The organism is Arthrobacter sp. AQ5-05, assembly GCF_003287975.1.
Taxonomy (GTDB): domain Bacteria; phylum Actinomycetota; class Actinomycetes; order Actinomycetales; family Micrococcaceae; genus Paeniglutamicibacter.
On record NZ_QMKQ01000005.1, the window covers coordinates 32,031 to 45,430 of the forward strand.

At 67.6% G+C, this 13,400-nt stretch carries 13 protein-coding genes; 10 read left to right on the plus strand and 3 right to left on the minus strand.

Annotated features, from left to right (window positions below; genetic code table 11):
- Positions 1-14: 14 nt before the first annotated feature.
- The 4 genes from DQ353_RS06930 to DQ353_RS06945 all read left to right on the plus strand — a co-directional run bounded on the left by DQ353_RS06930 (position 15) and on the right by DQ353_RS06945 (position 2,879).
- On the plus strand, positions 15-1,157 hold the full coding sequence (locus DQ353_RS06930; RefSeq protein WP_113762056.1) for a thermonuclease family protein: 1,143 nt from the start codon (positions 15-17) through the stop codon (positions 1,155-1,157).
- Positions 1,158-1,316: 159 nt separating this feature from the next.
- Positions 1,317-1,781, plus strand: coding sequence for a hypothetical protein (locus DQ353_RS06935; RefSeq protein WP_113762057.1), 465 nt, complete (start codon positions 1,317-1,319; stop codon positions 1,779-1,781).
- A 40-nt stretch (positions 1,782-1,821) separates the two neighbouring features.
- On the plus strand, positions 1,822-2,181 hold the full coding sequence (locus tag DQ353_RS06940; RefSeq protein ID WP_113762058.1) for an alpha/beta fold hydrolase: 360 nt from the start codon (positions 1,822-1,824) through the stop codon (positions 2,179-2,181).
- 143 nt (positions 2,182-2,324) lie between these two features.
- The gene (locus DQ353_RS06945) at positions 2,325-2,879 is read left to right on the plus strand and encodes a cysteine hydrolase family protein (RefSeq protein ID WP_113762059.1); all 555 of its coding nucleotides are present in this window, start codon (positions 2,325-2,327) and stop codon (positions 2,877-2,879) included.
- Between the two features lie 75 nt (positions 2,880-2,954).
- On the opposite strand, the gene DQ353_RS06950 is transcribed toward DQ353_RS06945, so the two are convergent.
- Complete coding sequence (locus tag DQ353_RS06950) at positions 2,955-3,833, minus strand: methyltransferase domain-containing protein (protein ID WP_113762060.1); 879 nt, start codon at positions 3,831-3,833, stop codon at positions 2,955-2,957.
- A 47-nt stretch (positions 3,834-3,880) separates the two neighbouring features.
- Between DQ353_RS06950 and DQ353_RS06955 the strand changes: the two genes are divergently transcribed.
- The 3 genes from DQ353_RS06955 to DQ353_RS06965 all read left to right on the plus strand — a co-directional run bounded on the left by DQ353_RS06955 (position 3,881) and on the right by DQ353_RS06965 (position 5,936).
- A complete protein-coding gene (locus DQ353_RS06955; protein ID WP_113762061.1) occupies positions 3,881-4,468 on the plus strand; it encodes a helix-turn-helix domain-containing protein in 588 nt (195 codons plus the stop codon).
- Positions 4,469-4,869: 401 nt separating this feature from the next.
- Positions 4,870-5,106 (plus strand): hypothetical protein, encoded by a 237-nt coding sequence (locus DQ353_RS06960; protein ID WP_113762062.1) that lies wholly within the window; start codon positions 4,870-4,872, stop codon positions 5,104-5,106.
- Positions 5,103-5,936: a formate/nitrite transporter family protein gene (locus tag DQ353_RS06965; RefSeq protein WP_113762063.1), complete on the plus strand. Its 834-nt coding sequence runs from the start codon at positions 5,103-5,105 to the stop codon at positions 5,934-5,936. Before DQ353_RS06960 ends, DQ353_RS06965 begins: the two co-directional genes overlap by 4 nt.
- A gap of 83 nt (positions 5,937-6,019) precedes the next feature.
- Here DQ353_RS06965 and DQ353_RS06970 read toward each other — a convergent pair whose 3' ends face one another.
- Positions 6,020-6,937 carry a LysR family transcriptional regulator gene (locus tag DQ353_RS06970; RefSeq protein WP_113762064.1) on the minus strand — a complete coding sequence of 306 codons (918 nt, stop codon included), beginning with the start codon at positions 6,935-6,937 and terminating at the stop codon, positions 6,020-6,022.
- A gap of 120 nt (positions 6,938-7,057) precedes the next feature.
- On the opposite strand from DQ353_RS06970, the gene DQ353_RS06975 reads away from it, so the two are divergent.
- The 3 genes from DQ353_RS06975 to DQ353_RS06985 are packed head-to-tail and all read left to right on the plus strand — an operon-like array spanning position 7,058 to position 11,570.
- Positions 7,058-9,100: an oxidoreductase gene (locus DQ353_RS06975; RefSeq protein WP_113762065.1), complete on the plus strand. Its 2,043-nt coding sequence runs from the start codon at positions 7,058-7,060 to the stop codon at positions 9,098-9,100.
- A 50-nt stretch (positions 9,101-9,150) separates the two neighbouring features.
- Positions 9,151-10,449 (plus strand): aromatic ring-hydroxylating oxygenase subunit alpha, encoded by a 1,299-nt coding sequence (locus DQ353_RS06980; RefSeq protein WP_113762066.1) that lies wholly within the window; start codon positions 9,151-9,153, stop codon positions 10,447-10,449.
- Positions 10,446-11,570 carry a flavin reductase family protein gene (locus tag DQ353_RS06985; protein WP_113762067.1) on the plus strand — a complete coding sequence of 375 codons (1,125 nt, stop codon included), beginning with the start codon at positions 10,446-10,448 and terminating at the stop codon, positions 11,568-11,570. Before DQ353_RS06980 ends, DQ353_RS06985 begins: the two co-directional genes overlap by 4 nt.
- A gap of 108 nt (positions 11,571-11,678) precedes the next feature.
- Here DQ353_RS06985 and DQ353_RS06990 read toward each other — a convergent pair whose 3' ends face one another.
- Complete coding sequence (locus DQ353_RS06990; protein WP_113762068.1) at positions 11,679-13,304, minus strand: peptide chain release factor 3; 1,626 nt, start codon at positions 13,302-13,304, stop codon at positions 11,679-11,681.
- Positions 13,305-13,400 lie beyond the last annotated feature (96 nt).

Sequence of the window (13,400 nt, forward strand, 5' to 3'; positions counted from 1 at the left end):
TCAGGAGAACGACAATGTTCGGGGGAAATAAGAAGGCCGTGAACCGCGGCATCGGGCCCGCGCGGCTCATCGCAGGGGTGGTGGCGTTGGGCTTTGTCGCCTCGGGCTGCACCCAGGCGCCTGCGCCGAAGGCGGACGCACCCGCGGGGCAAGCCACCGTCATCCGGGTCATCGATGGAGACACCATCGTGGCCGACGTCTCGGGCAGCGAGACCACGGTGAGGCTGCTGAACATCGACACGCCAGAAACCAAGCACCCGGACAAGCCGGTGGAGTGCCTGGGAACCGAGGCCACTGATTTCACCGAGTCGCTGCTGGCCCCGGGGGACGAGATCGAGCTGGCCTACGACGTGACCAGGCTGGATACCTACGGGCGCACGCTGGCAGGGGTGTATAAGGACGGGAGCCTGGTCAACGCGGACATCGCAGCAGCCGGGCTCGGCGTCGCGGTGCTATTTGCGCCCAACGAGCGTTTCTACCCGGAGGTGCTGGCCGCAGAGCAGCGGGCACAGGAGCAAAGCAAGGGGCTCTACGGGGCAGAGGTCGCTTGCACCGTCCCGGCCATGGTCGAGGAAGCCGTGGCAGGGCTCGACGCACTCGATGACGCGGTCCCGGCGGATTCGGCCGGCTTGGGCACCGCCCTCGGAATCGCCACCGCGGCCATCCTAGCCGGCAAGGCCAAGAGCGCGACACTAAAGGCGCTGGATACCTCGGGGGATGCGGTCAACTCGGCGATCTGGACGGCCCGAAAGTCCGCCTACCTGCCGGTGCTGGACACCGCAATGAACCGTGCCAGGGGCATTGAAAAGAAGCTGGCCGGAAAGAAAACTGCCCTGGCGCAGGCAGAGAAGGCCGCTAAAGCGAAGAAGGCTGCAGAGGCGAAAGCCAAGTCCGAGGCTGCCGCTAAGGCTGCGGCGCAGAAAAAGGCCGCCGAGGCAAAGGCCAAGAAGGTGGCTGCACAAAAGAAGGCAACATTGCAGCGTCAGGCCGAAGCACGTGCTGCGGCCCAGAAAGCGGCCCAGCGCAAGGCCGCTGCCAAGAAAAAGCCGGTCTATCGGGCTCCGTTGAAGAAGGCCAAGCCCAAGAGCGGCGGATCCGCCGGCTACACCGGGCCGCGTTGCTACGCACCCGGCGGCAAGAGCTGGAAACCCTGCTGACCGGATAGCAAACGACCAATGGCCGCCCGTGGGCGGGATACCGCGCGACGGTGTTCCACCCACGGGCCGTTTGCGTTGCCATGTCCCGGGACCGGATTCGTTGCTAGACTCCGCGCCAGGTGGCTGCACATCGGATGCTTCGGGAGACGGGGAAAAGACATGGGCGTGTTCGAGGATGGGCTAACGCCGGATCTCGCCGCGGTGGCCGGGCCATTCGCGGCCGCCGCGGCACCGTTCGACAGGAATCACGGAGGTGGGGCGGAGCACGACGCGCAGGCTGAATTCCTCGAGATGGCAGGATTCCTCGTCGGCGTGGTGGGGCTGCTGGTGTCGTTGATCAGCGTGTACACCGCTGGAATCGAGGCCCGCCGCAAGCGCGTCCCGGATTTCCAGAAGCTGCTCGACGGGCTGGTTGCCGGAACCACCAGCCCCGAAGAGGCCCTCGCCACGGTTGGCCGCTGGAAACCGGAACTCACCCCGGCCGAGGTGGCCGAGCAGTGGAAGAGCGGGAACATCGCCCGCTACAAGGAGGTCCTGGGACTGCTGGGGTACCCGCCAGCGGTGGTCGAGCAGATCCTGCAGGCCAGTTTCGGTGCCATCGCGGAGCTGGCACACAAGGCCTGAGCACGGATTCCTCGGAACCTTGGCGATCAGGGTTGCGCGGATGATCACCAAGGGTTTTGGTCCCGCAACGGGCAAGCCGATGCTGCTGCTCCATGGAGGGGGAGTCGCCGGGTGGATGTGGACATCGCTGCGCCGGAGCCTGGAAACCCGGCACCGGGTCCTGGTGCCAGAGCTGCCCGGCCACGGCGAAAGCTCCTCGGAGCCCTACGTGTCCCACGCTGCCACCATCGAAGCGCTGGCGCAGCTGCTCGTCGCAGGAAACACCGGACCTGTGGCCGTCGCCTGCAACGCCACGGAGCTCGGGCCGGGGGAATGCATGGGCTGCCCCGGCGACCAGGCCCACGACTTCGAGGCGCTTGAAAAAGGAACGTTCGCGGTCTTCCTTGTCGAGGCGCGGTAGCTTCCCGGGCAAATCCACAGGGCTTGGCAGCTGCCCGGCAAGCTGTCCCGCAGGTCCGCGCCGGCCATTCCAAAACGTGGGTGCTTCGGCGTAGGTTGGTTCGTGGAAAAGCTCCAGCACATCCTTAAAGAGGGGAGACGACCATGGGCACATTTTCGGATCGAGATCGCACCGCCCTGATGGTGATCGATGTCCAGAACAATGTCGTGGCAGATGCCTATCTGCGCCAGGAAACCATCGGCAACATCAATGCGCTGGTGGGCAAGGCCCGCACCGCGAACATCCCGGTGGTCTGGGTCCAGCACTCGGACGAGGAAATGGAAATCGGAAGCCAGGGCTGGGAAATCGTTCCAGAGCTCACCCCGGAGGCCGGTGAAACCGTCATCCAGAAAATCTACGGCGACGCGTTCGAAGCAACGGACTTGGAAGCGGTGCTGGCCGATGCCGGGGTCGGGAAGTTGGTGGTTTCCGGTGCCCAGTCGGATGCCTGCATCCGTTCCACCGCCCATGGCGCCTTCACCCGCGGCTACGATGTCACCCTGGTTTCGGATGCCCACACCACCAGCGACATGACCGAATGGGGCGCCCCGGCACCGGAAGTGGCGATCTCCCACATCAATCTCTATTGGCAGTTCCAGGGAGCACCCAACCGCACCGCCGCCGTTGTCTCGACGCGGGACGTCGACTTCCGGTCCTGACTGTCCTCAATCGCTGGAGCTGAACCGATCGGGCCCCCGGGTGAGTAACGAGGCCGGGAGCCCTGCGGGTCGTTCCTACCGGGCGATCCGGGCCGCCCACACCGTGCGGCTGCCGCGCATGGACAGGTCGGTGCGCTCGAGCACCGAGCGCGGGTCCCGGTCATCCAGCAGCACTTCCAGGGCCTCAAGGTCCGCCGCCGCCAATTCGTCCACGAGGGAATCGCGCATCCGCGACAGCCACCGGTGGGCGGCGCGCGCCACCAGCTCCTGGTCCTGTTCGATCGCGTAGCCAAAGGTTCGTTGGTCGATGACCTCCATCCCGGCCTCCCGGATCGGGCCGGCCCAGTCCGGGTGGGCGTTCCAGTTGGCGCTGCCCACTGCCGCGTGGCAGCGTTCCTCCAGTCCCGGGGCGCCGAACCCCAGGTCCTGAGGCAGGTAGCGGGGGAACGCGTCCATCTCCGCGACCACCAGCAGCCCGTCGGCCGACAGCGTGCCGGTGATCCGCTCGAATACGTTGGCCGGGTCGCTCATGTGGTGCATGGAGGATGCTGCCCACACCAGATCGATGTCCGTCAGCTCCGGCCACGACGCGTCAAGGTCCACCTGCAGGGTCGAGACCCGTTCTTCCAGCCCATGCTCCTTCACCGTCCCCGACAGGCGACCGAGCATGAACTCGGACTGGTCCAGGGCCAGGACCCCGGCCTCGGGGAACGTGCGCGCCAACCCGAGCGTTCCGGTTCCGGTGCCGGCCCCCAGGTCCAGGATGGTGCGCGGGCGTGGCTGGTGCCCGGCGGTCCAGGCGAAGATTTCCTGCAGGTGGTCCTTGATCAACCGGGCATCCAGGTCGAGCATTTCGGCCATGCCCTGCTCGTCCGATTGCCGGTGTTCGTGGTGGTTGCCGTGGTTGCCGCCGTGGGTGTGGTGGCCGTGTTCCGGGGAGTGCTGTGTCGTCATGGTTCCAGCCTAACCACCGTATGCGCGATTGGCATACACTCTTGCGTATGACGCAAGAAGAACTTTCCATGGACATCGTGATCCGCCAACGGCTCAAGGGACTGCGGCTGGCCAAGGGCTGGTCGCTGGATTCACTGGCGGCCCGGTGCTTCCTGAGCCCCTCCACGCTCAGCCGCATCGAGACCGGACACCGCAGGATCGCGCTTGACCAACTCGTTCCACTGGCCAAGGCACTGGGCACCACCCTTGACCAGCTGGTCGAGCCGACCAGCGACGAGGACGTGGTGATCCGCCCCGAGCCCGAGCACCAGCCGGGGCTCACCACCTGGCTGCTCTCGCGCGAGCACTCGGCCAACGGGACCACCGTGGCGAAGATGCGCATCACCCAAGAACGGTCCATGAAGGACACCGGGCTGAGCGTGCATCCGGGCCGCGAATGGTTCACCGTGCTGTCCGGCACCGTATCACTGGTGCTTGGGGAGCGCACCATATTGGTCTCCGAGGGGCAGGCCGCCGAGTTCTCCACCATGGTCCCGCACCGCATCGGGGCGCACGAGGGAGCGGTGGAGATCCTGACGATCTTCGACCACGGCGGGGAACGGGCCCACATGCAACACGACCACGCGGCGGAGTAGCTTCCCTGCCAGGAGGCGGATGGTTCCATTCGAAGCCGTCCACCGGCATGGAGGGGCGTCGCCAACCAGCAGGAAAGCCGAGATTCTTGCCTGGCCCGGTGCCTCGGCAGCGGTCGCCCGGTCGCCCGATTTGCCGGCGGTCGTTCACGATCGGGCGGGCCCGGCGGCAGGCTGGGGAAAATCCGGAGGCCGTGGCGGATCCTGGTCGGTTTGCGCAAGCGCAGCTATGCCAGGCAATGGCCGAAGACACTGATTTCAGGCAGCACAAAAACGGGCCCGCAGAGTTGCCCGCAGAACCGCTCCCGGCCGGGGACCGACACTCCCGGATCTGTCCTGCGGCACGGACGCGGGTGCAGAATGGGAATGCACCGTCTTTTCCCTTCCGCGAAAGGAACGATCCCATGGAGATTACCCGAGCTGCCGAAGTCCGCGCCGACGCCGAATCGTCCCCGGGATGGGCCCGCCCGGCCATCCCCGGATGCGCGCCGGAATCATCCGGAGCCGGCAAGCTCCGGGCCGGGATCATGCTCGGCGGACGGACCCGCGGGGTAACCCCGGTCGGCCAGCGCGGGGAGCCGGAACCTGCCCGGCCTGCGCCCCGCCACGCCACGTGCCCTGATGCAGGCGGGCCCGAATGAGCAACACCGAGCGCCGACGGCAGTTGGGCGACAACGATGCCCCGGTGGAGGAGGAAATCGAGGAGTCCTTCGACCGCATCGTGGAGGAAGGCGCGCAGCGCCTGGCGCGCAACTGGACAACCATGCTGGTCACCGGAACCTTCGGGGGGCTGGAAGTGGGCGTGGGCGTGATGGCCTACCTGGCGGTCATGCACCAGACGCAGGACCACCTGTTGGCGGGCCTGGCGTTCGGCATCGGCCTCATTGCCTTGCTGCTGGCCAAGAGCGAGCTATTCACCGAGGGTTTTCTCATACCCATCGCCGCGGTGGCCGCGAAGGAGGCCGGCATCGGTCAACTCTTGAAGCTGTGGGGCGCAACGCTGGTGATGAACCTCGTCGGCGGCTGGGCCTTCATGTGGATCGTCGTGCAGGGATTTCCGCAGTGGAAGCCCGAATTGGAGGCCGCTGCCCGGCATTTCGTCGAAGCCGGATTCAGCTGGCAGTCCCTCTGTCTGGCGGTCCTGGGAGGCAGCACCATCACCTTGATGACCCGCATGCAGCACGGGACGGACTCGGACGTGGCGAAGATGGCGGCGGCGGTGGTCGGCGGGTTTCTGCTGGCGGGGCTGCAGCTGTTTCATTCGATCCTCGATTCGTTGCTGATTTTCGGGGCGATCCACGCCGGGGTCCAGGTGGGTTACCTCGACTGGTTGGGCTGGTTCGGCTACACCCTGCTGTTCAACATGCTCGGAGGCCTTCTGCTGGTCACGGCACTGCGCTTGCTGCGCATCAAGGACCTGGTCAAGGAACACCGCAAGAACGCACCGGGGGACCCTGACGCGGCCCGATAGCCTTCGGCCGGCTGGAACCATTCGTGCGCATCGGGCGGGGCCAACCCACCGGGGCCCCGGCAGCGCCCACGTCCGGCGGGGGGTTACCTGGCCAGGCCGGGGGCCGCGGCCGCGGTGCGGGTGAGCACCGCCAGGGCCTCGGCCAGCACCGGCTGGGAGCCGCTGCCCCGGCGCACCACGGTGCGGATATGCCGCGAGGGGGCCGGATCCCCGCGCAGCGGAACCCTCACGATCGGATAGCCGGCCGGAATCCTGGCCAGCCGCGGGACCAGGCACACCCCGAAGCCCGCCGCGACGAGTGCCGCGCCGGTGTCCCATTCGGCCGCCTCGTGGGCCACCATCGGGGTGAACCCCGCCTCGGCGCAGGAGTTGAACACCAATTGCCGGTGCGGACGGCCTTCCCGGTCCACGATCCACTGCTGGTCCGCGGTTTCCGCCAATCCCACCTCGGTCCGCGAGGCCAGCGGGTGGCCCACGGGGACCAGCAGTTCCAGCGGGTCATCGAGCAGGAATTGCGTCTCGAAGCGGCTGTCCGCGGTCGTCGGGGTGGCCTCGGTGGAGACGATCACCGCCAGGTCGGCGTCGTCGGCCAGCAGCAGCTCAAGGCATTCGGCCGGGTCGGCCTCGATGATCCGCACCTCCATCGCCGGGCGGCTGGCCCGCAACGCCGTGACCACCGCCGGCAGCAGGGCCGCCGCCGCGGTGGAGAATCCGCAGATCCGCAGCGACCCCGCGTAGCTGCCGGATTCGGCGGCCAACAGCCCGCGGATGTGTTCCCAGCTGGAGAACAGCGAATCGACGTGGCTGAGCAGGATGCGCGCCGCCGGGGTCAGCCGGACCCCGCGACCCTGGGGGACCAGCAGCACCACGTCAAGGTCCTCGGCCAGCGTGCGCAGCTGGTGGGAAACGGCCGAGGGCGTGTAGTGCAGGGCCCGGGCGGTGGCGGTGACGGTCCCGTGGGCGGCAAGCATGCGCAGCACGTGGAGCCTCGGATCGATCATGCACGAAGATTACACGTTATTGTCCGATTTCGTTTGCTGGTCTTCAGCAGTGGCCCGGGTCACACTTGAGGCAACGGGTCCCCGGGACCGGGGCACCCGGTGAATGAAAGGGCCTGGCGCATGAAACTGGTGGACCCGCTGCTCGAGCCGTTTGCGCTTCGGCACCTGGTGCTGCGCAACCGGATCGTGAGCACCTCGCACGAACCGGCCTACGCGGAAAACTCGATGCCCACCGACCGCTACCGGGCCTACCACGTGGAGCGCGCCAAGGGGGGCGCGGCACTGCTGATGATCGGCGGATCCGCGGTGGTTTCCCCCGACAGCCCGCCCTCCTTCGGGAACCTCCAGCTGCACCGCGACGAGATCTCCGCCTGGCTGCGCAAGCTCACCGCCGAGATCCACGAGGCGGGGGCCGCGGTGATGTGCCAGATCACCCACCTGGGCCGGCGCACCAGCAACTACGCCGGGGAATGGCTCCCGGTCCCGTACCCCTCGGCCATGCGCGAGCCGGCCCACCGGGCCTTCCCCAAGGTCGCCGAGGAATGGGACCTGCACCGGATCGCCGCCGACTACGCCGCCGCCGCGGTGCGCTGCCGCGACGCCGGCATGGACGGGATCGAGATCCAGTCCTACGGGCACTTCATGGACGCCTTCCTGTCCCCGGCCACCAACGACCGCACCGACGCCTGGGGCGGCAGCTTCGAAAACCGCCTCGCTTTCCCGCTGCTGGTGGTCAATTCGGTGCGCGAGGCCGTGGGCCCGGAGTTCATCGTGGGCATCCGCATGTCCATGGACGAGGACAAGGAGCACGGGCTGGGGCGCACCGAGGCCATGGCCGCACTGCACCGCTACGTCGAGGCCGGCATCGACTTCCTGTCGGTGATCAAGGGGTCCATCGAATCCGACGCCGCACTGGCCAAGGTGATCCCCTCGATGGGTGCGCCCTCGGCCCCGTTCCTGGACTTCGCCGCGGACATCAGGGCAGAGGCCGGGATCCCGGTCATGCACGCCTCGAAGATCGCCGACATCGCCACCGCCCGCCATGCCGTGTCCCACGGGCTGCTGGACCTGGTCGGGATGACCCGGGCCCAGATCGCCGACCCGCACCTGGTCGCCAAGCTGGCAGCCGGGGCCGAGGAACGGATCCGGCCCTGCGTGGGGGCGAACTACTGCCTGGATTCCATCTACGCCTCCGGGGATGCCAAATGCATCCACAACCCCGCCACGGGGCGCGAACTGCAGCTGCCGCACGCCGTCCCGCCGGCCGCCGCACCGTCGAAGGTGGCAGTGGTCATCGGCGCCGGACCGGCCGGCCTGGAATGCGCCCGCGTACTGGGCGAACGCGGGCACCGGGTCGTGGTGCTCGAGGCCGCCGACGCTCCCGGCGGACAGGTGCGGATCGCCGCCTCCACGCCCCGGCGGCGGGACCTGTTGGGCATCATCGACTGGCGGGTCTCCGAGGCGCTGCTTGCCGGGGTCGAAATCCGCTACGGGGTCTACGCCGAGGCCGACACCGTGCTGGCCGAAAACCCGGACGTGGTCCTGGTGGCCACCGGCGGGATGCCCAACCACGACTTCCTCGCCCGCGGCGGGGACCTCACCGCCGATTGCTGGGACGTGCTCGGGCACTTGCCTTCCGCCCCCGATACCGTGCTGGTTTATGACGACAACGGGGCGGAACCGGGCATGGACGCCGCGGAGAAACTCGCGGCCGCCGGCGCGAAGGTGGAAATAGTCACCCCCGAACGCATGCTCGCCCCCGATGTCGGGGCCATGAACTCCCCGGCCTACCTGCGGGCCTTCTCCGAACATGGGGTCACCACCACCCTGGCGCACCGGCTGCGCTCGGTGGAGCGCGAACCGGACGGAAAATTCACCGCGGTGCTCTACAGCGAATACTCGGGCCTCGAAACCACCCGCACCGTGGACCTGGTGGTCACCGAGCACGGCACCCTGCCCAACACCGAGCTGTACTTCGAGCTGCTGCCCGATTCGACCAACGCCGGGGAAATCGACTACCCGGCGCTGCTGGCCGGGACGCCGCAGCCGGCGGGGAAAAACCCCGAGGGCCGCTTCGCGCTCTACCGCGTCGGGGATGCGGTGGCCAGCCGGAACATCCACGCGGCCATCTACGACGCCCTGCGATTGTGCCTGCCCATGTAGATGCCCCAAGCCCCCGAATGCTCCGCCACCGCGCCACGAAAGGAACCGCCATGACCACGACCACGACACCGGTCCACCACCTGCCGCCCTCGCACACCCCCTCCGCCGGGGTCGCCGAACTGGTTGCCCGGCGGATTCCGGGGCTGAGCCTCGAGGCCCCGTTCTACACCTCGCCCGAGGTGCTCGGGATGGACATCTCCGAAATCTTCGCCAAGCACTGGATCTTCGTGGCCACCGACGCCGAGCTTCCGGAGCCCGGTGACTACCTCACCATCTCGGTGGGCCCGCACTCGGTGATCCTGCTGCGCGACGACGACGAGCAACTCTCCGCGCTGCACAACGTCTGCCGGCACCGCGGGGCCCGGATCCTTTCCGATCCGTCCGGCTCCGTCGGCAATCTGGTCTGCGGCTACCACCACTGGACGTACGGATCCGACGGGGCCCTGCTGCACGCCGACTCGCAGCCGGCCGACTTCGACAAGAGCGCCTTCGGGCTGCGCAAGGTGTCGGTGCAATCGGTGGCCGGACTCATCTTCATCTGCCTCTCCGACGCCCCGCCGGAAGACTTCGCCTCCTACGCGAGCCGGATCGAACCCTACCTGGCCCCGCACCAGCTGCGCCGCACCAAGGTCGCCGCGCAGGTGGACCTGGTGGAGCACGGGAACTGGAAGCTGGTGATGGAAAACAACCGGGAGTGCTACCACTGCGACGGGCACCCCGAGCTCTCCTGCTCGTTGTTCCCCACCTACGGCTACGACCCGGACGGGCTGCCGCCGCGGCTGCGCCCCGCCTACGAGCGCTACCTCGCCGCCGAGGCCGACCTGGTCCAACGCTGTACGGCCAACAACCTTCCCTACGCGCAGATCCAGGAGCTGCGCGCCCCGGGCACCGGATTCCGGATCCAGCGCGAACCCATGGACGGGGCGGGTGAATCCTTCAGCCCCGACGGGACCCTGCTGTGCCGCAGGCTCCTGGGGGAGCTCACCGAGCCCAGGCTCGGGCGGCTGTCCATGCACCTGCAGCCCAACGCCTGGTTCCACGTGCTCTCGGACCACGCGGTGACCTTCTCGGTGCTGCCGCTGGCCCCGGACCAGACGCTGCTGCGCACCACCTGGCTGGTCCACGAGGACGCCGTGGAGGGGGAAGACTACGACCTGGAGGCACTGACGCGGGTGTGGCAACGCACCAACGAGCAGGACTGCAGCTTCGTCCAGCGCGCCCAGCTCGGGGTCACCAGCCCCGCCTACCTCCAGGGACCCTACGCCCCCAACGAATACCAGGTCGAGGACTTCTGCTCCTGGTACATCGAACGCCTGCGCGCGGGCCTCGGCATGGATGTGCAGCCATGACGCAGGAACTCCGGAACTTCACCCACGCCCCGGGAGCCCCGGCGGCTTCACCAGCGCCCGCAGCACCCGCGCCCCGGGTGCTGCGTTGCACCGGCTCCCGGGTGGAAACACCGGAGGTGACAACCTTTATGCTCGAACCCGTGGACGGGCAGTCGTTCGGCTGGCAGCCGGGACAATACCTGACCCTCAACCTGGACACCGCCCACGGGCAGCTCAGCCGCTGCTACACGATCAGCTCCATTCCCTCCGCGGGGCTGGAAATCACCGTCAAGGCCCTGCCCGGGGGACCGGCCTCGACCTGGCTGCACAACACGCTGCTCCCGGGCACCGTGCTCGAGGCCCACGGGCCGCTGGGCGGCTTCACCCCGCCCGCGCTCGCCGGAGGGCTGCAGGGCCCCGCGCCCAGCTACCTGTTCCTCGCGGCGGGCTCTGGCATCACCCCGCTGGTGTCCATCACCCGGGCGCTGCTGGATGCCGGTGATCCGGTGGATGCGGTGCTGCTCTACAGCGCGCACGAGCCGGGGGACGTGATCTTCCACCGCGAGCTGCGCTCGATCCCGGAGGCCAGCGGCATCCGCGTGGAAACGATCCTGAGCACCGGGTCCATTCCCACCGTGGGCATCCCGCGGGCACCCGGCCGGCTGGATGCGGACCTCCTGCTCGAACTGGTGCCCGATGTGCGCGGGCGCGAGGTCTTTGCCTGCGGCCCGCCGGCGTACCTGGAGGCGGTCCGCAGCATGCTGGAAGCTGCGGGCTGCGAAGCCTCGGCGCTCACGGTGGAAAGCTTCGACATCGCCGACCACGCCCCGGCTGTTGTTTCCATGGCGCCGTCGCCGACCGACACCGCGGCCGAGGCGCAGGTATTCAGCGTCGAGTTCGTGCGCAGCGGGCGGACCATCGAGTGCCCGGCCGACACCTTCGTGCTTGATGCTGCCTTGGCCGCCGGGATCCCGGTGCCCTCTTCGTGCACCTTGGGGATGTGCGGGACCTGCAAGTCGGGGCTGCTCCAGGGCACGGTGGAGATGAACCATGCCGGCGGGATCAGGCCCAAGGAAATCGTCGCGGGCAAGATCCTGATCTGCTGCTCCACGCCGACCGGCGACCTGGTGATCGACGCCTAAGCGCCCGGAAGAAAAACGTCGGGCCGCACCTTCCCTCCGAGGGGAAGCTGCGGCCCGATATCCAGCGTGCGAGGCACCGGCCGGACCGGGCCCCCGCAGGTTCCCGTGTTATTCGGCTTCGTTGTCGCTTATGCCGAATAGCTCGGGGCTGTCGGTCATGGTGCGACCGAGCTTCCACTGGTTCCTGAAGAGCCCCACGGGATTCCCGTTCGACCGGTAGACGACATCGATGGCGGCGGCCTTGGCGGTCTTTTCCGGCTCCGGGCCGAAGAGGTCCCTGGCCATTTCATAGGGCAGTGCCTCTTCGATTGCGGCTGGGGCGCCGAACTCGCGCTTCAGCCGATCCAGGGCCACCTCGAACTGCAAGACTCCGACCGCCGCGAAGATCGGCGACTGGCTCGTCCCGAAGCCGCGGTAGAGAACCTGGATGGTGCCTTCTTCTTCGAGGTGGGAGATTCCCCGGGCGAAGGCCTTGGAACGGCCTGCATCCAGGCTGCGCACCATGCGGAAGTGCTCGGCGTTGAAGTGCGGCAAGCGCGGAAAGGAAACAGCCTTGCCGGCATGTACCGTGTCGCCGATCCGCAATCCGCTGGCGTTGCTGAAGCCCACCACGTCTCCGGGCCACGATTCATCTGCTGAATCGCGGTCCCTGCCGCTCATGTGGTGGGTGTATTTCGAGGAAACGGGCTTTGCCGTGGATTCGTTCTGTAGGGCCATGCCGCGTCGGAACGTCCCCGAGCACACCCGGACAAAGGCAAGTTTGTCGTGGTGGTTCGGGTTCATGCCCGACTGCATCTTGAAGACGAACCCGGAGAAATCCGAATCCAGTGGACGTAGGGTTCCGGCCGTATCCGGGCGCGGACCAGGCGCTGGCGCCCGGTTCACCAGAAAATCCAAGAGCGGGGCGACCCCGAAGTTTGATGCCGCGGCAGCGAAAAGCACCGGCGTGGCCCGGCCGGCCAAGAAATCTTCCCCGTCGAAGTTGCCATTGATGGAGACGGCCATGTCGCAGTCTTCGCGGGCGGCCTCCCAGGCATCTCCGGCGTCCAGGGCGGCCTCTTCGGGGCTGAGTTCTTCGGCCTGTGCGAGACTGGCGCCGGCATTGGTGCGAGAGAGGCGCGTGTAGGTTCCGCTTTCCGGGTTGTACAGGCCACGGAAGTCGCCCGCGATGCCCACGGGCCAGTTCAAGGGCACCGGCATGCGGCCGGTGGCATCCTGGACCTCATCGAGCAGCTCCAACGTTTCCTGCCCTGGTCGGTCCCACTTGTTGAACACGGTGACCACCGGCAGCCCGAGTTCCTTGCAGACGGCAAATAGCTTCAGGGTCTGGGTTTCCATTCCCCGTGCGGAATCGACAAGCATGATGGCGCAGTCCACGGCCGTCAGTACCCTGTAGGTGTCCTCTGAGAAGTCGGCGTGCCCCGGGGTGTCGAGAAGGTTGAAAATGACATTGCCGTGTTCGAACCGCAATGCGGTGGAGCTGATGGAGATGCCGCGTTCGCGTTCCATGGTGCCCCAGTCGGACATGCTCGCCTGACGCCCTTGCTTGCCGTGCGTCACGCCTGCCTCCGTGATGACCCGCGCATGCAGGGCCAAGGCCTCGGTCAATGTCGACTTGCCGGCGTCGGGGTGCGCAATGATGGCAAACGTTCTGCGCCTGCCTGCCTGGTGAAAAACGTCATTGCCGTCGATGGTGGGTGGGGAGTCGAAATCAGTGAAAGTGCCGGGAACCATCCCTAAAATATACCCTCGGGTGCGGGTTGCCCCGAGCCATGCTGCTTCGCCGTGAACTCCCCGGGTCCGAACCTGCCCGCGAAGAAGCCTCCCGGC

Excerpts from the sequence above, each read along its gene's own strand:
- DQ353_RS06930 (WP_113762056.1), top strand. The coding sequence starts at position 15 with ATGTTCGGGGGAAATAAGAAGGCCGTGAACCGCGGCATCGGGCCCGCG.
- DQ353_RS06935 (WP_113762057.1), top strand. The coding sequence starts at position 1,317 with ATGGGCGTGTTCGAGGATGGGCTAACGCCGGATCTCGCCGCGGTGGCC.
- DQ353_RS06940 (WP_113762058.1), top strand. The coding sequence starts at position 1,822 with ATGATCACCAAGGGTTTTGGTCCCGCAACGGGCAAGCCGATGCTGCTG.
- DQ353_RS06945 (WP_113762059.1), top strand. The coding sequence starts at position 2,325 with ATGGGCACATTTTCGGATCGAGATCGCACCGCCCTGATGGTGATCGAT.
- DQ353_RS06950 (WP_113762060.1), bottom strand. The coding sequence starts at position 3,833 with ATGACGACACAGCACTCCCCGGAACACGGCCACCACACCCACGGCGGC.
- DQ353_RS06955 (WP_113762061.1), top strand. The coding sequence starts at position 3,881 with ATGACGCAAGAAGAACTTTCCATGGACATCGTGATCCGCCAACGGCTC.
- DQ353_RS06960 (WP_113762062.1), top strand. The coding sequence starts at position 4,870 with ATGGAGATTACCCGAGCTGCCGAAGTCCGCGCCGACGCCGAATCGTCC.
- DQ353_RS06965 (WP_113762063.1), top strand. The coding sequence starts at position 5,103 with ATGAGCAACACCGAGCGCCGACGGCAGTTGGGCGACAACGATGCCCCG.
- DQ353_RS06970 (WP_113762064.1), bottom strand. The coding sequence starts at position 6,937 with ATGATCGATCCGAGGCTCCACGTGCTGCGCATGCTTGCCGCCCACGGG.
- DQ353_RS06975 (WP_113762065.1), top strand. The coding sequence starts at position 7,058 with ATGAAACTGGTGGACCCGCTGCTCGAGCCGTTTGCGCTTCGGCACCTG.
- DQ353_RS06980 (WP_113762066.1), top strand. The coding sequence starts at position 9,151 with ATGACCACGACCACGACACCGGTCCACCACCTGCCGCCCTCGCACACC.
- DQ353_RS06985 (WP_113762067.1), top strand. The coding sequence starts at position 10,446 with ATGACGCAGGAACTCCGGAACTTCACCCACGCCCCGGGAGCCCCGGCG.
- DQ353_RS06990 (WP_113762068.1), bottom strand. The coding sequence starts at position 13,304 with ATGGTTCCCGGCACTTTCACTGATTTCGACTCCCCACCCACCATCGAC.